This is a genomic window from Micromonospora sp. Mcm103, assembly GCF_024519755.1.
In the GTDB taxonomy this organism is placed as follows: Bacteria; Actinomycetota; Actinomycetes; order Mycobacteriales; family Micromonosporaceae; genus Micromonospora; species Micromonospora aurantiaca.
Genome location: NZ_JALJRJ010000030.1, coordinates 1 through 18,388, shown reverse-complemented (window position 1 = coordinate 18,388; position 18,388 = coordinate 1). Strand labels below are relative to the sequence as shown.

Genomic DNA, 18,388 nt, shown 5'->3' with positions numbered 1-18,388 from the left:
TCAGCCTCCCGTGATCAGGGCGACGACGATCCGACCGGCCGCCGCGCGTGAGGCGATAAGCGGCCCGTCGCGTTCGGCCACGGCGACGTTGAGCAGCGTCGTGCCTTCCCTGATGCCTGCGTGCACGTCCACGACAGTGGCGCTGATGCTGATCGGCGCGGTGGCGTTCGGCTGCTGGTTCGGGACTGGGCCGCTGTCGGCGGTCACGACGAGCAGCACCGCGGCGCCGGGCTTGACGCGATCGGCGGGCAGGCGCTCCGGCGGCAGACTGAGGCCCACCAGCTGCTTGCCCTCCCCGGGTACAGCTCGGTCGGTGAGCTGGGCCCGCGTCAACAGGGTGCCGGGCACCAGCGCGACGGCCGCGAACTTGCCGACGATCTGGTCGGCGGCGCTCGCCTCGATCGGCTTGAGGGCCGGGTCGACGGTGATCCGCACCGTGCTCAGGTCCGACCGCTCGATGGCCGAGCCGACCTCCACCGTGGTGTTCACCGCCAGGTACTCCGCGGTGGTGCCGACCTTGCGCAGCACGGCGACCGCGATCAGCCCGCCGGCGGCGACCAGCGCCACGGCCAGCCAGACCAGCGCCGGCCGCCACCGACGTTGTGGCGCGACGCGGGGCACGGCATACGGGGCAGCGACCGACGAGGCGGTGCGGCCGGCCTTGGGCGGCGCACTGGTCATGACGTGATCACCTGCAGTTCGTCGATGTCGATCGTGGCGGTTGAGGACAGGTCGATGGACTGGGAGCCGGTGTTGCCCCCCCCGCCGCTCCAGGTGACGAGCCACGTCGTGGTGGCCGTGACGGTGTAGCGGCCGCCCGGCCGGGTGCTGCTCGGCTGCCGGTAGCCGTCGTATCCGCAGTCCGGCGACCGCCTGTTGCCGAACGAGGGCTGGTACGGGGTGCCGGGCTTCGTGCAGGTGACGGACTGGCCGTCTCCCATGTCCCACACGACCTTCTGCGCCCGCGCGGTGGCGGTAACCGACCGTCCCGGCACTGCGGCCGAACGGGTGACGGGTCCCCAGGTGCTCGGGCTCACCCGGTTCCAGAGCCAGATCGGCAGCCCGACGAGGCCGGCGCCGTCGGTGCGCGGGGCGATCCCGATGTCGGGACCGTCGAGGTTCATCTGGGCGATGGCTCGCTGCGCCAGCTCCTGGTAGCTGGGCAGGATGCCGGCGGGCGGCTCCGGCGACCAGGCCGTCGTCTGCGAGGCGATGCCGCCGTAGACGCCACAGGTGCGGATGCTCCAGTAGCCATCGGTCCGACCGCCGGGTGGTGGCGGAACCCGCCTGACGTAGCAGGACCCGTCCCACACCCCGAAGCTGTCGACCACGCACGGCACGGTCCGTCCCTCGTAGCGGCAGCCCTGCCCGGCGCCGCCGCTGTCACCACCGCCGTCGTTGCCGCCGCCTCCGGTGCCCGGCTTCTCCACCACCCAGTAGCAGTTGCCCAGCGCGTCGCAGTGCTCGTAGTCGGCGTGTGCGACGTCGGGCGCCAGCAGCGCGCCGGCGCCGACCGCCAGGAGCAGTGCCACGAGCCTCCGGATCAGCATGGCCGTTCCCGTTGGGCGTTGACCTCCCGGATGCGCCACTGACCGTCGTCGAACAGCTCCGCCTTGGCGGTCACCACGTACCTCGTGGCCTGGCCCTCGGTGCGTACCGATCTGCCGGTCTTCTTGGAGACCACGTCCCACGTGCCGGTGTCGAAGCAGTCCTCGATCTCGGCGGTGAAGGGACGGCGGCTCGTGTCGACACTGCGTACCGCAGGTGTCGAGGACGGTTCGCCCTCCGTGATCAGTCCCTGCTGGAACTTGATCAGCAGGTCCTGGCGCACGGTCGGCAACGCCGGGTCGGCCACGAACCTGTCGAGCTTGGCGTTGTAGTCACCCTTGTTCGACGCGGTGACGTAGGCCCGAACGTAGTTCCGGTAGGCCGCCAGCGCGGCAGCACTGGCTGCGGTGTTCTCGGCGCCGGCCGTCGACGAGGGCGCTGCAGACGACGATGACGCCGTGGGGCTCGGCGTCGCGTCCGGGTTGTCGTTACCGCAGCCGGCCAGGCCGGCAACGACGATGACGGCGAGCCAGGCGGTAGCGCGGACGTCAGCCCGGCGGCTCCTGCTTACCGTTGCGGTCAACGTGATGCCTCCCGTTGGTGACGGACGCGGCTTGGGCTCCTGTCGCGGCCACGCTGCCGGCAGGTGCGGAGGAGCGGCTCCTTGCCGCTAGCGCGGCAACCGACCCTGGGGTGCCCGGTCCGGAACATTGACCGGTCCGAGCAGCCCAGCGTCCCCCTCCGAGCGTCGGTGCCGGGAGAAGTTCGCTCCCGACATCGATAGACTCCCCCTTATGGCTGGCCAACTGTCGCTTTGACCAGCCAACACAACGGGTGTTGAGCGGATTGCGTCGTGACTCAACGCCCGTTGCTCCAAGCAGGAGCGAGCATACGCTCACGTTCCGTGCATGTGTCAACATCTGTTTTGTTGGCGCTTGCATCTGCGACACTGTCGTTTAGTCGCTGGAGGGTGATAGTCATGGTCGACGATCGGCATGTGGAGCAGGAGCTGCCACCCCTCGACACCCTGGCCGCCCGGCTGGAGTACCTGTTCGACCGGATTCGGCCGACCCCCGAGGAACTCGGCGAGTCCGACGAGCCCGACCGCCGGTACACCAACAAGGAGATCGCCGACAAGATCAACGCGACTGCGGCCGAGACCGGCGTCTCGATCAGCGCGGCCTACATCGGAGAGTTGCGCCGCGGCGTGGCCAGCGACCCCCGCACCTCCCACGTACGCGCTCTGGCCGCCGCCTTCGGCGTGAGCTCCGGCTACTTCGTCGACGACGCGGCGGCACGACGGATACAGGAACAGATCACGCTGCTCAGCGAGCTGCGTCGGATGGACGTCAAGCAGGTGGCGCTGCGCCAGGTACTCGCCGACAACGGATTGTCAGCGCGGGACACGCAGCTCATCGAGCAGATGGTCGCCCGTCTGCGCGCCGTCGCCGAAGCGGCCGGCCCGGACGAGACCAACACCGCGCCAGACGGTCGCAGATAGCCGTGTTGATCCTTCGGTGGCAGTACGCCGATGAGCGGGGGAACCCTGACGTGGACTTACACCGTCTACGCAAACGCTGCGAGCAGATAGCCGCGGAGGTGGAGATACCGAAGCCGTTCGACATCCAGCGGCTGTGCGACCTGCTCGGAGAGCGGCGTGGCCGACCCATCCATCTGGTGCCGATCCGGCTCCCCGCCCTCACCGTCTGCGGCATGTGCGTACCGACCGGCGACTTCGACGCCATCTTCTTCGAGCAGGACACCTCTCCCCTGCATCAACTGCTGATCATCGGTCACGAGCTGGGGCATCTGCTCGCCGGCCACCAGACGACCGAGATCCTGGACCCGGAAGCCTCCCGACTGCTCCTGCCCGACCTGGACCCGCAACTGGTCCAGCGCAGCCTCGGCCGGAGCAACTACGCAGCCGCCGAGGAACGCGAGGCCGAGATGATCGGCTCACTGCTGCTGCGCCGGGCACGCGCCGGCCGCGTCGTCGAACCCGACTCGCCGCTGGACAGCCGACACACCGAGTTGTACGGCCGACTCCGGCACTCGCTGGAACACCCCGACTGGTAGACGAGATGGACACCATCCTGTACGCCGTGTGCGCGGTCGCCGGCTGGTTCGCCTTCGGTTACATGCTGCGGCTCCAGCGACGGCAGCCGAGTCAGGTCCGCGGCGCGATCTGCGTGGCGCTCGGCGCCTTCGCCGCCGGCATCACGCTCGCCATCCCACCCATCGCGGCCGGCATCGACGACGCGTCCGGGCTACCGAACCTAGCCAAGGTGATGTCCCACGGCTGTGCCATGACGATCGCCGCGAGCGCCGAGAACATGCTCCTTCACCTGTCCCTACCGCCGGCGAAGGCAGCAGCCCGCAGCCGGATCTGGGTATGGGTCACCGGCAGCGCCTTCCTCGCCATGGTCGCCCTGTTCACCTGCACGCTCACCTACGACAAGCCGGTGCGCCTGACCGTCGAGTACGCGCGGGATCCCGCCGTCACCGCGTACCTGCTGATCTTCATGCTGGTCGGCTTCTTCGCCTACTGCACCGACATCGCCCGGCTGTGCTGGCGATTCGCTCGCATCTGCGGGCGGCCGTGGCTGCGTCGCGGTCTCCGCCTCACCGCCGTCGGCGCCGCCTTCGCGCTGCTCTACAGCACCAACAAGATCGTCTACCTCATCGCCTACTGGTTCGGCTACCAGCCGGCTGGCGAACGGGAGATCGCCGCCGTCCTTGTCGCCATCGGCGCGCTGCTCATGATGATCGGTCTCACCATGCCGGCATGGGGCCCGATCTTCACCATCACCCGGCGCTGGGACGACTACCGCTCGTACCGGCAGCTCGAACCGCTCTGGCGCGACCTCGTCGCCGCCCTGCCGGAGCTCGAACTCGACCCCAGCCTGCGCCGACCGCTCGGCGCCGCCCGCGACATCGATTACGCCCTGACCCGCCGGGTGGCCGAGATCCGCGACAGCCGCCTGGCCCTTCGCCCGTACATGGACGTCAAGGTGACGGAGCTGGCCGAGCAGTTCGCCGAGCAGGCCGGCATGAGTGCTGACGAGCAGCGAGCCAACGTCGAGGCGGCCCACCTTGCCTGCGCCCTGCGCCGCCACCGGGCCGGACTCATGGCCGCGGTCCCCCAGCCGGCCGACGAGCTGTACCGCCCGGAAGGCGGCTACGCCGGCGAGATCGGATGGCTGGCCCAGGTCACCACCGCCTACACCCGATCCCCCGTGGTGGCCCGGACGCTCGTCGCGGCCCGGCTCGCGGTCGCCCAGGATGCCGCGAACCCCCGGGTTGGAGATGCAGCACGATGAGAAAGCGCTACGCCAACCTGGCCCGCATCCGCACGCTGGACCCCGAGCGCGACTGGCTGGAGATTTACCAGACCATGCTGCGGCTGGAGTTCCCCTGGGACATGAAGCTCGGGCTGAACCTCGCGTTCAACCGGTCGTTCTCCATCCCGGCCATCGCCGCGGTGCACACCGCCACCGGCGAGCTGACCGAGCGCACGCAGAAGCGCATCGACGACACCGGCCTGCTGATGTACGAGATGGTGCTCAACGGCTTCGACCAGCCACGCGGCCGGGACGCGCTGCGCCGGGTCAACCAGATTCACCGCCCTTACGACATCCCCAATGAGGACTACCTATACGTCCTTGGCTGCCTGGTCATCATCCCCACGCGCTGGCTTCAGCGGTACGGCTGGCGTCGGCCGTGCTGCCACGAACGGCGGGCGACGTACCGGTTCTATCGGGAGCTAGGCCGGCGGATGGGGATCAGCGACATCCCCGGCTCGTTCGAGGAGCTCGAGGTCTGGTTCGACGCGTACGACGCTGTGCACCTGACGCCCAACGACGACGCTGCCGCCATCGAGCGCGCGACCCGGTCGCTGCTGCTCGGCCGGATCCCCCGGCTTCTCGCGCCGCTGGGCGACGGGCTGGTCAGTGCCATGTACGACGATCGGCTGCGGCGCGCGACCCGGGTTGACGCACCGGCAAGACCGATCCGGGCCGGCCTGCACGTGGCGCTCAAGCTGCGGGCCCGGCTGCAGCGGTCGTTCGGGGCCCCGCCGAAGGCATCGTTGTTCGCCGACGGGATCAAGACCAAGACCTACTGCGACGGGTATGAGATCAGCAAGCTCGGGCCCGAGGCGGGCCCAAGCTCCAGCCGGGCGGGCAAAAGCCGCAAAAACCGATAAGTCGACTAGCTCGTGAAGATCAATTCAGCCGACTGAGCCCGGTTCGTAACCCGCCCCCTGCGTCGCGTAGGATGTCACCCGTGTAGTTCATCGTCCGATTACTCGGCGTACCGACCTCGGCGACCCGCAGGGTCCAGGTCCCTCTGCGAACCCGTAGAGAGGTACCCGAGCGAGAGGCCTGCGATGAACGAACCACGCGGGGAACAAGATCCTCCCGGGGATGGGAACCGGCTTGCCGAGTTCCTTCTCCTCTGCGAGGCAGCGTCTGCTCTGCAGTCGCTTGCCAGCAGCGAGGAGCCCGATCTACCGATCGGACTCCTCATCCTGCTGATCTTGTTGCTTGCAGCGAGCTGCAACTCGCGCAGGCGGTAACTTCCCCACCAGGGGCGTCGCTTCGGCGGCGCCCCTCCTTTGTTTTGGAAGCTGTAGACGAGTCTACAGCACGTCATTGCGCTGCATCACGCAGGCGGGCAACCAGCAGTCGCGAACCCGACCCGCCAACAGCCGAAGGATAGCCCCTGAGCTGCTTGTATGCAAGAAGCTCGATGGATTGCCAATATGCCGCCAACGGCAGTAGCGCTAACACCAAAGACCCAGCAGCCGCCGCAACGACCCGGGATTCGCGACGCCATCACCAAACGACGGCGAGGACAACCACTATCACCGACACGACATCATCAGCCGACACACAGCCTCTGACCTGCGCAAACGCGAGAGCATCGATAGATTTAGTGGACCGCTGACGGCCGTAGCACCTAACGCGAAGGACCCGGCAGCAGCCGCTGTAATCCTGGATAGCAACGCAATCGCCAAACGAACTGCCTACGAGGGCGATGACACAGCCCTGATTGCTCGGTCGGTCATTGGGCTGCCAGACGGACGGCACACTGCTGCCCTCCGTCTGTCTCTGATCCGCCCTACAGTGGATCGGTGTCGCCTCCTGACGCGCGACGTTAAGCGGACCTTGACGGCTCGTACGGGCGCTAGGGGATCCGCAGGCTCTCTGCTCGGCTTGGCTGAGTCGACAGACATCTGGCTAGCCTTGAGCACCTACCCACGAACCGCTACGCGCCCACGAAGCCAGACCGTCCTGGAGTCATTGAGGGCATAGGCGGAGGCGCAATGACGCGACCGCGTTCCCGCCGCAACCCTCGTGCGGGCCACGGCGTGGCCTTTACTGCGCCGTGTCGCTTGGACGCGGACAGTCGCGGCTGCTGGACTGTGAGCCTCAACCACTCCCCTTTTCGTTTGTGGCGGCCCCGGACTCTCCGCTCGCCGCGCCAGCCATCTGACGTCTTGCAGGACCAGCGTGGAGCGGCCACAGGGCGACACACGCGCCGCCTTCTCCGTACAGACCTCATGCCTTCCAGCCCTTGGCGAAGTTGTTAAGGTTCTACAGCGCTAAGGCCTGCGGACTGCCGCCACCTGTCTAGTCCAGATCTGAACCGCGATGATCTTTATTCGGTCGCCGGTCCCCGGGGCTTGGATGAGGTATTGCGTGCCCCTTTGATCGGTCCCGATGTACATGCCGACGTGACCAGGCCGGGACATCGTGCCATCCGAGCCCGGGATGAAGATCAGATCACCGGGCTGCATAGCCGCCAGCGATGGAACAGCAACGCCGATGTGCACCTGGTCTGCGGTCACCCGAGGGATCCGTACACCGCCCTTGGCCCAGGCGGCCATCATCAGACACGAGCAGTCATAGCTGTCGGGTCCTTCGGTGCCCCAGACGTACGGCTTGCCTCGCTGGGCCAGCGCGAACGCGACAACGGCCCGAAGCTGCGGGTCCGCCGGCAGCATGAAGCCCTCCGGCAGGCCCTCGTCGTCCACCGGCGGCATCCCGTCACCGCCGTCACTGGTACAGACGATGTCCAGGCCGTCGCTGATCGCCGCCACCAGTTGCTCGGCCTCTGACTGCCACCTCGCGTACGCATCGGGAAACGCCGAACGCTGCACCGCTTGCGCAGCCTGGGTGAGGGGCATGGTCTGCCAGCCGTCGATGTCGAGCAGGCGCTCGTAGAACTTCCGGCTGGCGTATCGCGGATTCAGGATCTGCTCGGGTGTCCCCCAGCCCTGGCTGGGACGCTGCTGGAACAGGCCGAGTGAGTCGTGGTCGTTGTCCGCGCCGAGGTGGCCGAGGTTACGCAGGGTGGATTCCTGCATCGCGGTGGCGACGGCGATTTCCCAGCCGTAGCGCGGCACATTCAGCTCAGCGCCGACGGCGACGATGGCGGCGGCATTGGCGACCTGCTCGGAGGTCCACGAGCCCTGCTCGGGCCAGACCGGCGGCGTGGCTGTCGCATCGGGCGAGGTGCTGGGTGGGCTGATGGTGCAGGCCATTGCGGGGTCTGCGTTCAGGATCGAGACTGGGACCATTACGACCAGCGCCATCGACGCCAGCACAACAACGACGAGTCCGCCCACAATGATCAGCCAACGGCGGGTCATCGCAGGCCGGCCAGGCGGATCTCGTAGCTGGTGACTCGCCAGCCTGGACCGACAGCGCCGCCGCGGCGCAGGGCGCAGTAGACGACGCTGTGTTCGGTCCGACCGCGCCAGCCACGTTCTCCCACCTGGGTCGCATTCACCTGGCAGGCCCGCCGAGCGGTGATCCCGCCCTCGGCCGCCGGTGGCACGTCGGCGAAGGGCGTCACGAGGGCCTGGATGTAGGCGCGGTGAGCGGTCCAGGTCGTCCAACGGCCGTCATGGTCGGCTGCGGCGCTCTGGCCGACCAGGGTGCCGCTGGCGAATCGCATGGCCCGCCGATAGGCGTCGCCCGGTCGCGCGTCGCGGCGGGTGTCGGCGCTGTAGACGGACATTACGAACCGTTGGCACACCTGGCCCGGGTCTACATACCAGAAGCCGGGCTGCGTGGGCGGCGGCACCGGGACAGCCACGATGGCCGGCACGGGAACGGACGAGCCGCCAGCGCTCGGTTCGGGCGGTGTCGGCTCGGTCTTGGCAGCGCAGCCGGTAACGGCCAGCGCCATGATCACTTCCGCCGCGACTCGTTGTGGCGCATTCATGGCACGACCCTGTCGGGCCGTCGGGGCCGTTACCGCTGCCGTCGGCTGCAAGCAGCAGCGGTAGCGGAGAAGGCCACTCCGGCATCAACTCTGCCGTCAGCAGCTCCTAGCCAGGGTCCGTGGCAGACGCCCGCCCGGGTGTCCTGACCGTCAGGAGATTGCTGTGCTTGCTCACCACCTCGCCGGCGCCGCGGCCGAGCTGTTGGCCGCTCCGACTCCGGCTCCTCTCCCTCCCCCGGGTCTGGAGAGCGCCGGCAACATGTTCATCGGCTGGATGAAGTGGATCCTCATCGTGGCGGGCGTCGGTGGCCTGCTCATCTGCGGGATCATGATGGCCGTCGGTCGACGCAACCGGTCGGCATTCGCTGCCGACGGCGCCGCCGGCATCCCGTGGGTGCTGGCGGGGTTGACGTGCGGGGCGGTCGCCGCGGTCGTAGTCGGCACGGTTATCCCGGGCTGAGCCATGACCTACGACGTCATCGACCGCGCCCGCCGCGCCATGCGCCGCCGGCTCACCACCATCTGCCCGACCGCGGTGGCACTCAGCGCTGCCGTGGGCGCCGCCGTTGTCGCCACCACGGCCCCGAGCCGGCCTGCCGACTCACCCCCGGGTCGCGCGATGTCGACCTTCGCCGTCACCGGCGCGACCCCCGGTAGCGAGACGCAGAGGCTCACCGATCTCGAGTGGGTCGACGTCGCCGGTGTCTCGGTGCCCGTGTCGAGCCGTTCCGGTCCTCGCATCACCAACGGAGGGCAGGCGCGCGGGTTCGCGCACGACCAGGTCGGCGCGCTGCTCGCCGCCGTGCACATCGTCGTACGCATCAACCCGCAGGTCGGCCCGGCCGTCTTCGGACCGACGCTGCGCGACCAGGTGGTCGGGCCGCATGCGGCCGCGATGCGAGTCCAGGTCGCGCAGGCGTACGACGAGCTGCGTGCACAACTGGACGGGCAACCTCTCGGACGCTTGAACGCCATCCTGCGGGGCTACCGGATCGTCAGCTACCGGGATGACGAGGCGGCCGTGCGGCTGCTGACTGGGGCGCCGGGCGCCAACGGCGTACCCCTGCTGGTGGTCGCCGAGGTGCGCGTGCGGTGGATCGGCTCCGACTGGGCGCTGCTGGCGCCCGCCGGCGGGACGTTCGAGCAGACCGTGATGGCGGCGTCGGACGCCGATGCCGCGACGTTCCTTCCCTTCCGCGTAGGTGGGTGACCTGATGCCGCTCTGCAATCCGTTCCTGCCCGCCACCTGCTCCGGCGTCATTGTCGGCGGTGTCAACCCGGGTGCCGCGGTCCGCGACTCGATGGTCGGCGCGGTCCTCGACGGGCTGGCCAACGCGGTCCGGGAGGGGATCGAGTGGGTCGCCGGCCTGCTGACCAGCTGGACGTTGATCCCGTCGAACAATCTGTGCCCTACCAATGGCTCGGATCCAGGGCGATGGGCCTCCGACTGGATGGCCCAATGCAACTCGGCCGGTGGCCCGGCGCAGCAGCTGCGCGGATTCATGCTGCCGCTGACGGTCCTGGTTCTGGTCGGTGGTCTGGTCTGGCAGGGCATCACGATCGTCGTCAGCCGCCGGGGCGAGCCGCTTCTGCAGGCCGTACGCGGCGTCTGGAACACCGCGCTGTGGGGCAGCATCGGCGTCGCCGGTACCCACCTGGTCCTCAAGGCCGGGGACAGCTACTCCATGTGGCTGCTCAACGAGGCGATCTTCAAGGATTCCAACAAGCCGCCCAACGAGGCGATGACCACGGCGCTCGGAGGGGTGTTGCTCCCCGGCGCGGCGGTCGCGCCGTTCGTGATGATCCTCGTCGGCATCGTGGTCATACTCGCCGCCGTCGTGCAGACCATCCTGATGGTCTTCCGCGAAGGCTCGGTGGTCATCCTGGCCGGGCTGCTGCAACTGGCCGCGGCCGGATCCGTCAGCCGGGGCACGAGCCAGTGGCTGAACAAGACCCTCGGCTGGTCGCTGGCGCTCGCGCTGTACAAGCCAGCAGCCGTGTCGGTATACGCCACCTCGTTCGTGATGATGCGCGGCAACGGGCGCGACTGGCTGATGGGCCTCGGCATGCTCGCCTTGTCCGTGATCGCCCTACCCGCGCTGATGAAGTTCTTCACGACCTTCACCGGTGGCGTCGCGTCCGCGGGCGGTGGCCTCGGCATGGCCGGCGCCGGCGCGGCAGCCGGCCTACACGCCGCATCGTCGGTGCGCGGTGCGGTCGGTGGCCACAACGCCGGCGACCACGCCCGCTACCTCGACTCGCGGGGACCTGGTAGCGGTGGAGGCAGCGGTCCGAGCGGGGCGGCAACGGTCCCCTCGGCACCCGCACCCACGAGTGGCCCCGGAGGTACGAGCGGTAGCGCGCCGAAGGTCATGGACGGCACCGTCACCGGCAGCTCGACCGGGCCGGCAACGTCCGCAGCCACAGGGCCGGCCAGTAGCGGCACTACCGCTACCGTCAGTGGTAGCGCAGCTACCGGGGGGATGGCCGGAGCCGGTGCGGCGGGAGCGGCGACCGGGCCGGCGGCACCAGTGGTCATCGGCACCGTGCTGGCCGCTCAGGCCGGGACCGCAGTGGCAAAGGGCGCTGCGAACACCGCCGGCTCCGCGATGCGAGACGGGAGCTCGCCGTCGTGAGCAGCGATCAAGCGCAGGTACGCACGTACGGCGGCTGGCGGCGCGCTCGCGGCATGGGTTTGTTCGGCCTCGGGCCGATGCAGACGTTCACGGTGCTCGTAGCGATCACCGCGTTGATCGTCTCTGGCTCGCTCGGGCTGCGGGCGGTGGCCGTTACCGCCGGCCCGTGTGCGCTGCTGGTAGCACTGCTGGTGCTGCGGTGGGACGGGGTGCCGCTGTCGGCCGTGATCGCCCAGCGGCTGCGGTGGCTGGTCGGCACCAGCCGCGGCTACACCTCGTACCGCTCCGGGGTGATGGTGGCCGGCGAGCACGCCTGGCAGCTGCCGGGCGTGCTGGCGCCCACCACCTTGCTGACCGTCGCCGACGAGAGCGGCGGCGGGTACGCGGTGGTCTACAACCAGCGGCTGGGCACCATGACGGTGACGCTGCGCTGCGCGGCTACCTCGACCTGGCTGGCCGACCCGGACGCGAGCGCGGCGTGGGTGGCCAACTGGGGCGGCTGGCTGGCGAACCTGGGCTATCTGCCGATCGTCGACCACGTCGCGGTCACCGTGGACACCGCACCGGACCCGGGCTCCCGGTTGGCTGACCATGTCAGCCGTCGGATCGTGCCGCACGGGCCGGCGTCGGCTCGGCGGGTGCTGCAGCGGCTGGTGGAGGTGTCCCCGGCGGCTGCCGCCGACGTGGAGACCCGGGTGTCGGTGACGTTCAAGCCCGGCTCCTCCCCCAGCAAGCCCAAGAACCTCGACGAGGCCCTGGACGAGATCAGCCGCACCCTGCCGGGTCTGCAGGACTCCGTGGGCAGCTGCGGCCTGACCGTGCTCGACCGCGCCAGCGCCGACACCATCTCGGCCATCGTGCGTACGGCGTTCGACCCGGCCGCCCGCGGCGACGTCGCGCGGCTTGCGGCGACGCCCGGGCTCGATCTGGGCCGGTGGGTGGACTGGGACAGCGCCGGACCCGTGATGGCCGAGGAGCACCTCGACCGGTACGTCCACGACTCCGGAACGTCCGTGTCGTGGGCGTGGCACGAGGCGCCACGTCAGCACGTGCACGCCGACGTCCTCGCCCGGCTACTCGCCCCCGGCCCGTATCCGAAGCGGGTGTCGCTGCTCTACCGGCCCTTCCCCGCCGGGGAGGCCGCGCGGATCGTCGAGAGCGAGGTCAACGCCGCGGCGTTCCGGGCGGCGTACCACCAGGCGCAGAAGCGCGACGAGTCCGCCCGCGACCACGCCGACCGGGAACGGGCCCTGCAGACCGCACGCGAGGAGGCGACCGGCTCCGGGGTGGGGCTGATGTCGCTGTTCGTCACCACCACCGTGGTCTCCGCCGAGGATCTGGGGCGGGCCGTAGCCGACGTCGAGTCCCGCGCCGACGTGGCCAAGATCCGGCTACGGCGGCTGCGCGCCAGCCAGGCCGCCGGCTTCGCCACCACCCTGCCCTGCGGCGTGTGCCCACCGCAGCTGGCCCGCCACTGGCCCCACTGACCTCACCACCAGGAGAAACTCGATGCAGAGCACCGTTACCGCCCCGGCCTGGGGCGTGCGAGCGCCCGGCGCCGGCCGGGCGAGCCACATCGCCCCGGGCATGGAGTACCAGGGCACCACCGTCCAGCTATGCGGGCTGTTCCCCTTCGTCGCCGGCTCCGGGGCGCCCACCATCGGAGTGCCGATCGGACGGCACATGCTGTGGGGCGAGGTCGTCTGCCTCGACCCCCTCGAATGGCTCCGCGAAGGCCTCATCACCAATCCCGGTGTATTCGTCCTCGGGCAGCCCGGCGTCGGGAAGTCCACCGTGGTCAAACGGCTCATCACCGGCATGACCGGGTTCGGCACCAGCGCGCTGATCCTCGGCGACACCAAGCCTGACTACACCCGGCTCGTCGAGCACCTCGGCGGGCAGGTTATCCGGGTCGGACGCGGCCTGGACCGGCTCAACCCCCTGGACTCCGGCCCGCTGGGCAGCGCACTGGCCCGCATGGGCAGCGCCGACGCCCGACAGCTGCGGCTGGAGATCCGCGGCCGGCGCATGTCACTGCTGCTCGCGCTGTGCGCCCTCGTACGCGGACAGGCGCTAAACAACACCGAAGAGGTCATCCTCGGCCGTGCTATCGACGTACTCGCCGATCGTCTCGACCGCGACCCGACGGTGACCGACGTGCTCAGCCTGGTCGAAGCCGGCGCCGACGAACTGCAGACCGCGGCCCGGGCACGCACCGACGGCGAGTACCGCCGCCGCGTCGACCAGCTCGTGCCCACGCTGGCGCTACTGTGCGAGGGCAGCCTGCGCGGGGTCTTCGACGGCCCGACCACCCAAGCGCTGGACCTGGACGCACCGGCCGTCAGCGTCGACATCTCCCAGGTCGCCGCCGCCGGCGACCAGTTGGTCGCCGCGGCGATGCTCTGCACCTGGGCGTACGGCTTCGGCATGGTCGACGCCGCCTCCGTGCTTGCCGACCAGGGCCTGGCACCGCGCCGGCAGTACCTCGGCGTCATGGACGAGCTGTGGCGGGCACTGCGCGGCGCATCAGGGCTGGTCGAGCACGCCGACGCGCTCACCCGACTCAACCGGCAGCGAGGCATGGCCAGCGTGATGGTCACCCACTCCCTCGCCGACCTCGACGCCCTCCCCACACCAGAGGACCGCGCCAAGGCACAGGGCTTCATCGAACGCTCCGCCATCAAAATCCTCGCCGGCCTGCCGCCACGCGAGCTGAACCGCGTCAACGACGTCATCAAACTGTCCGGCCCTGAGCGGGAGCTGGTGGCGTCCTGGGCCGCGCCCGAGGCGTGGTTCGCCGGCTCCGTGCACCCGGGCCGGGGCAAATATCTGATCAAGACCGGCGAGCGCAACGGACTGCCGGTGTCGCTGACCCTCGTCGGCGAGGAATGGGAGCTCTACGACACCGACGCGGCGATCCGGCAGGTGCAGCCATGAGCACCCGACCGGTCGAGCCCCGCGGCACCGCCGGCGGCCCGCTCACCCCGCTCATGCTGCTCGGCCTGGCGTGGGCGGTGATCGCGCTGATGTGGCTGTCCTGGCTGGCAGGGCAGATCGCCGCCACCATGACCGGGCAGCCTGGCGCTGACATGGGCTTCGGGTCCACGTACCTGGAGCACCTGCTGCGTGCTGACTGGGCTGCGCTGTGGCCCGGGGTCTCGCTCACCGCGGTCGGCGTCGTCTACGCGGCGCTGCTGCTGGTGCTGGTCGGTGTGGTTACCGTCGCGGCGATGTGGTGGCAGGGGCGCAAGCCCGACGCGGAGGATCCGCTGCCGTCGCTGGCCGGCGTGACCGAGGTTCGGGCGATGACGCTGCCGGCGGTCGCCGCCAAGGCCCGCCGCCTGCGGCGTGGGCTGGCCGACGTGCCGGCGAAGGAGATCCCGGCCGAGGCGGCCGGGGTCGTGCTCGGCGCGCACCGACGGCGGCGCGGCTCGAGACCTCGGCTTTACTCCACCTGGGAAGACGTCATCCTCGCAGTGATGGCACCGCGCGCCGGAAAGACCACCGCACTGGCCGTGCAATCGATCCTCAACGCGCCCGGGGCGGCACTCGCCACCAGCAACAAACCCGACCTGTGGGCCACCACCGCCACCGCACGCGCCGAGCACGGCAGGGTGTGGGTGTTCGACCCGCAGGCCATCGCCCACGTGCCGCAGAGCTGGTGGTGGAACCCCCTCGCCGCCGTAGAGGACGTCGAGGACGCCCACCGACTGGCCAACCACTTCGTCCAACAGGTACGCAACTCCCACGGCAGCGACGACTTCTGGATCCAGGGCGCGTTGGACCTGCTCACCTCGCTGATCCTCGCCGCCGCCATCGAGGGCCGAACCCTGACATCGGTGCAGGCGTGGCTGTCGGACTCCACCTCTCGCGAGCCGGCCACGATCCTCAAGAGCCATGGCTTCGGCGCCTCCGCCCGCGCCATGTCCGGCCGGCAAGCCGGCGCTCCTGAGACCCGAGAAGGGCTCTACGAGACCGCCCGCACCGCCGCCGCATGCCTCGCCAATCCCACCATCATGGCCTGGGTCACCCCACCTGATCTGCCATTGCCTGCGCTCGACGTCGAGGCGATCGTCGAGAGCACCGACACGCTCTACCTGCTGTCCAAGGATGGCGCAGGTGCGGCGGCACCCCTCGTCGCTGGGCTGACAGACCAGGTGCTGCGCGCCGCGGTCACCGTCGCCGAGGCGCACGGTGGTCGGCTCGATCCACCGCTCGTCGCCTGCCTCGACGAGGCCGCGAACATCTGCAAAATCAGAGACCTGCCGGAGCTGTACAGCCACTTCGGCAGCCGCGGCATCATCCCGCTGACCATCCTGCAGTCCTACCGCCAAGGCATCCGGGTCTGGGGCGAACACGGCATGGATGCTCTGTGGTCCGCAGCCACGGTCAAGCTGGTCGGTGCCGGCATCGACGACGCACGCTTCGCCGAAGACCTGTCCCGCCTCGTCGGCGAACACGACGTCACCGTCGCCTCCCGCAGCCGTGACGGACAGGGCCGCAGTTCGTACCAGACGTCGGTGCGTCGGCAGCGGATCCTCGACGCCGCACGGATCCGGGCGTTGCCGAAGGGCACCGCGCTGCTGTTCGCCACCGGAGTCAAGGTGGCCATGCTCAACCTGCTGCCATGGTACGACGAGCCGAGCGCCGATCGGCTGACCAGCGCCGTCGCCGCTTCCACGGCCGAGATGACCCGTCATGCGGAGCGCACGCGCGCCGCACGGCGGGTTCGGATGGCGCAACGCTCCTGGCGGGGGTGGGACCGCTGAAGCTAGCTTGGACATCGGAGGTAGTCGATGGGCGAACCTCGACTCACTCCCCCGTCCTCTGCGACACGCGGCTTCGGGCTCGATCCCGGACGGCTGATCGCGGCCGTCGAAGCGGCCGTGTCGTACTACCGCGACCAGCTCGCCGGCGCTGACGGTCCTCGCGCGTATCTCGCCGGTCGCGGTCTCGGTGTTCTCGTTGACCGGGAGTGGCCATGGCGAGTCGGGTATGCGCCGCCCGGCTGGAGTTCGCTGGCGCGCCACCTGCGTTCAGTGGGCTTCAGCGACGATGAACTGCTCGGTGCGGGTCTGTCGACTGGCACTCGATCGGGGCGGCTCGTCGACGTGTTTCGGGACCGGATCGTGTTTCCGGTGCGCGATCCAGCTGGGCACGCGGTGGCGTTCCTGGGACGCGCCGGCCCTGGCGCCGGTGACGGTGTGCCCAAGTACATCAACAGTCCTAAGTCTGCGATCTACGACAAGGGACGACTACTGTTCGGGATGATGGAGCAGCAGGACCGCCTCGATGCGCGGTGGACGCCGGTCCTGGTGGAAGGGCCTGTGGATGTCCTCGCAGTGTGGCTGTCCTACGCGAAGTCTGGCCGACCCGGAACCGTGGCCCTCGCGCCTGGCGGCACCGTGCTGACGGACCACCAAGCCGGGATGTTGCGAGAGCTGCCTGGCGCCGCAGACGGGATTGTTGCCGCGTTCGATGCGGATCCGCCCGGTCGTGACGCAGTGGACCGAGCCTGGCAGATGCTCCGGCAGCCACGGCCACCCGGGCCGTTATTGGTGGCTGAGTTCGCTGCCGGCGCTGACCCAGCGGACCTGCTGCGACGGCCGCACGGGAGCGCCCAATTACGGGCCGCGTTGCAGCGACGAGCAAGGCCGATGCTCGACGCAGTGCTGGATCACCGTCTGGCCCGGCTCGTCGAGCGGCATCCACGCCTGCTAGAGGACATCGATGGCAGGTGCGCTGGGGTACGCGCCTTGGTGCCACTGATGTACGAGGCGGCGAATCCGGACGAGGCGGTCCGAGTCGGACGACGCATCGTTGCCCTCACTGGTGCCGAGGCAGACACCGTCGCAATCGCCGCGCTCACGCACCTCGAAGAATCGCTGTATGGCCTCTCATTCCGCCTCGGCACAGCCGCAGAAGTCTGGTGACACCTGCTCACACGGGCCACGCACGTCGCCTGATCGCTTTCCATCACGACGGTGGCCGGGTGACCGGACGGGTAGTGAACCTGGATGTCCGGACGGAGCGTCCACCCACGACCACTCCTGCCGCCGATAGCGTGCATCTGATCTTGTGGGCGAGCGGCGGTGGTCGTTCGGGGTGTGGTGTCCGTTCGGTGTGTGGTGGTGGGCTGTGCGTGCTGGGCTGGCTGTCGGGTTCGCGGTTGTTGATGATGACGCGGTGTGTCAGGGTGCGTTTGCCTATGGGTGATGGTGCGGCGTTCGTGGTCTCGGTGCGGTTCGGCGGGGTCGAGGTGCTGGTCGAGGAGACGTCGGTGTCGGTGGTCGGGTCGGAGCCCACATCGCCGCTGTTGCAGGTGATTGCTGTATGAGCAGGCGGCGTTAGGGGGTCGGGACTCAGTGTCTGGCACGGTGCAGCGGTTGACGGAAGCGGCCTCGGTGCCGAAGCAGGGGTAGGTGCCGTTCGGAGACTGTGCGATGTCGCAGGATTGCGGATCCGAGGCAGGAGGGCGCCAGGTTTGATGGATGGCTCAGGGTCGGCGAGACCGGAACCTCTGGTTCGCGGTGGGCCTGCTGTCAGGGTCGCCCAGGCGGTGGAGGTGCACCGGCTGGCGGTGGCCGGTCGGGAACCGGTCATCGCCCGAGACGTCGGGCGGCTGGTGGCTCGGGTGTGGCTGCGCACTTCCCGGTTCGCCGACGTCGCGGCCCTCGCGAGCGCGACCCTGACCTTGGGCCCGGATGCCGGCGCCTTCTACGACCGGGGCTGGGCCCGATCCTCCACGGGGCAACCCCGGCAGGCTCTGGCCGACTACCAGCAGGCCCTGACTCTGTATCGCGAGGCCGGCCATCGCGGCAACGAAGCCGCCACCCTCACCAACATCGGCCTCGTGTACGACGGCCTGGGGGACCGGCAGCAGGCCCTGACCTACTACCAGCAAGCCCTACCCATCCAACGCGACGTCGGCAACCGCGCCGGCGAAGCCACCACCCTCACCAACATCGGCA

General features: G+C 69.5%; 18 protein-coding genes. 13 read left to right on the top strand and 5 right to left on the bottom strand.

Going from position 1 to position 18,388, the window contains the following annotated elements:
• The 3 genes from OC439_RS27810 to OC439_RS27800 are packed head-to-tail and all read right to left on the bottom strand — an operon-like array spanning window position 1 to window position 2,131.
• Window positions 1-681 carry an SAF domain-containing protein gene (locus OC439_RS27810; protein WP_262016009.1) on the bottom strand — a complete coding sequence of 227 codons (681 nt, stop codon included), beginning with the start codon at window positions 679-681 and terminating at the stop codon, window positions 1-3.
• On the bottom strand, window positions 678-1,550 hold the full coding sequence (locus tag OC439_RS27805; RefSeq protein WP_262016008.1) for a hypothetical protein: 873 nt from the start codon (window positions 1,548-1,550) through the stop codon (window positions 678-680). Before OC439_RS27805 ends, OC439_RS27810 begins: the two co-directional genes overlap by 4 nt.
• The gene (locus OC439_RS27800; protein WP_262016007.1) at window positions 1,544-2,131 is read right to left on the bottom strand and encodes a hypothetical protein; all 588 of its coding nucleotides are present in this window, start codon (window positions 2,129-2,131) and stop codon (window positions 1,544-1,546) included. Before OC439_RS27800 ends, OC439_RS27805 begins: the two co-directional genes overlap by 7 nt.
• A 396-nt stretch (window positions 2,132-2,527) precedes the next feature.
• Between OC439_RS27800 and OC439_RS27795 the strand changes: the two genes are divergently transcribed.
• From OC439_RS27795 to OC439_RS27780, 4 genes are all read left to right on the top strand, one after another.
• Window positions 2,528-3,049 (top strand): hypothetical protein, encoded by a 522-nt coding sequence (locus OC439_RS27795; RefSeq protein ID WP_262016006.1) that lies wholly within the window; start codon window positions 2,528-2,530, stop codon window positions 3,047-3,049.
• Window positions 3,050-3,147: 98 nt separating this feature from the next.
• Window positions 3,148-3,624, top strand: a complete 477-nt coding sequence (locus tag OC439_RS27790) for an ImmA/IrrE family metallo-endopeptidase (RefSeq protein WP_315985954.1) — start codon at window positions 3,148-3,150, stop codon at window positions 3,622-3,624.
• A 5-nt stretch (window positions 3,625-3,629) separates the two neighbouring features.
• Window positions 3,630-4,868: an MAB_1171c family putative transporter gene (locus tag OC439_RS27785; RefSeq protein WP_262016004.1), complete on the top strand. Its 1,239-nt coding sequence runs from the start codon at window positions 3,630-3,632 to the stop codon at window positions 4,866-4,868.
• Window positions 4,865-5,752, top strand: a complete 888-nt coding sequence (locus tag OC439_RS27780) for an oxygenase MpaB family protein (protein WP_262016003.1) — start codon at window positions 4,865-4,867, stop codon at window positions 5,750-5,752. The genes OC439_RS27785 and OC439_RS27780 overlap by 4 nt, the downstream gene beginning before the upstream one ends.
• Before the next feature lie 1,401 nt (window positions 5,753-7,153).
• Here the strand turns inward: OC439_RS27780 and OC439_RS27775 are convergent.
• Both OC439_RS27775 and OC439_RS27770 read right to left on the bottom strand, forming a co-directional pair.
• Entirely contained in the window at window positions 7,154-8,179 is a 1,026-nt protein-coding gene (locus tag OC439_RS27775; protein WP_262016002.1) for a C40 family peptidase, read from the bottom strand.
• Window positions 8,180-8,199: 20 nt separating this feature from the next.
• Complete coding sequence (locus tag OC439_RS27770) at window positions 8,200-8,781, bottom strand: hypothetical protein (protein WP_262016001.1); 582 nt, start codon at window positions 8,779-8,781, stop codon at window positions 8,200-8,202.
• 259 nt (window positions 8,782-9,040) lie between these two features.
• On the opposite strand from OC439_RS27770, the gene OC439_RS27765 reads away from it, so the two are divergent.
• From OC439_RS27765 to OC439_RS27725, 9 genes are all read left to right on the top strand, one after another.
• Window positions 9,041-9,241 carry a hypothetical protein gene (locus OC439_RS27765; protein WP_227457385.1) on the top strand — a complete coding sequence of 67 codons (201 nt, stop codon included), beginning with the start codon at window positions 9,041-9,043 and terminating at the stop codon, window positions 9,239-9,241.
• Between the two features lie 159 nt (window positions 9,242-9,400).
• Complete coding sequence (locus tag OC439_RS27760) at window positions 9,401-9,991, top strand: hypothetical protein (RefSeq protein ID WP_262016000.1); 591 nt, start codon at window positions 9,401-9,403, stop codon at window positions 9,989-9,991.
• A 91-nt stretch (window positions 9,992-10,082) separates the two neighbouring features.
• Window positions 10,083-11,417 (top strand): hypothetical protein, encoded by a 1,335-nt coding sequence (locus OC439_RS27755; protein WP_262015999.1) that lies wholly within the window; start codon window positions 10,083-10,085, stop codon window positions 11,415-11,417.
• Complete coding sequence (locus OC439_RS27750) at window positions 11,414-12,904, top strand: SCO6880 family protein (protein ID WP_262015998.1); 1,491 nt, start codon at window positions 11,414-11,416, stop codon at window positions 12,902-12,904. The genes OC439_RS27755 and OC439_RS27750 overlap by 4 nt, the downstream gene beginning before the upstream one ends.
• 22 nt (window positions 12,905-12,926) lie before the next feature.
• Window positions 12,927-14,354 carry a hypothetical protein gene (locus OC439_RS27745; protein ID WP_262015997.1) on the top strand — a complete coding sequence of 476 codons (1,428 nt, stop codon included), beginning with the start codon at window positions 12,927-12,929 and terminating at the stop codon, window positions 14,352-14,354.
• Window positions 14,351-16,186 carry a type IV secretory system conjugative DNA transfer family protein gene (locus tag OC439_RS27740; RefSeq protein ID WP_262015996.1) on the top strand — a complete coding sequence of 612 codons (1,836 nt, stop codon included), beginning with the start codon at window positions 14,351-14,353 and terminating at the stop codon, window positions 16,184-16,186. Before OC439_RS27745 ends, OC439_RS27740 begins: the two co-directional genes overlap by 4 nt.
• Before the next feature lie 27 nt (window positions 16,187-16,213).
• Entirely contained in the window at window positions 16,214-17,350 is a 1,137-nt protein-coding gene (locus OC439_RS27735) for a toprim domain-containing protein (RefSeq protein WP_262015995.1), read from the top strand.
• 59 nt (window positions 17,351-17,409) lie between these two features.
• Window positions 17,410-17,754 carry a hypothetical protein gene (locus OC439_RS27730; RefSeq protein ID WP_262015994.1) on the top strand — a complete coding sequence of 115 codons (345 nt, stop codon included), beginning with the start codon at window positions 17,410-17,412 and terminating at the stop codon, window positions 17,752-17,754.
• Between the two features lie 222 nt (window positions 17,755-17,976).
• A partial coding sequence (locus OC439_RS27725) for a tetratricopeptide repeat protein (protein WP_262015993.1) occupies window positions 17,977-18,388 on the top strand: 412 nt, incomplete at its 3' end.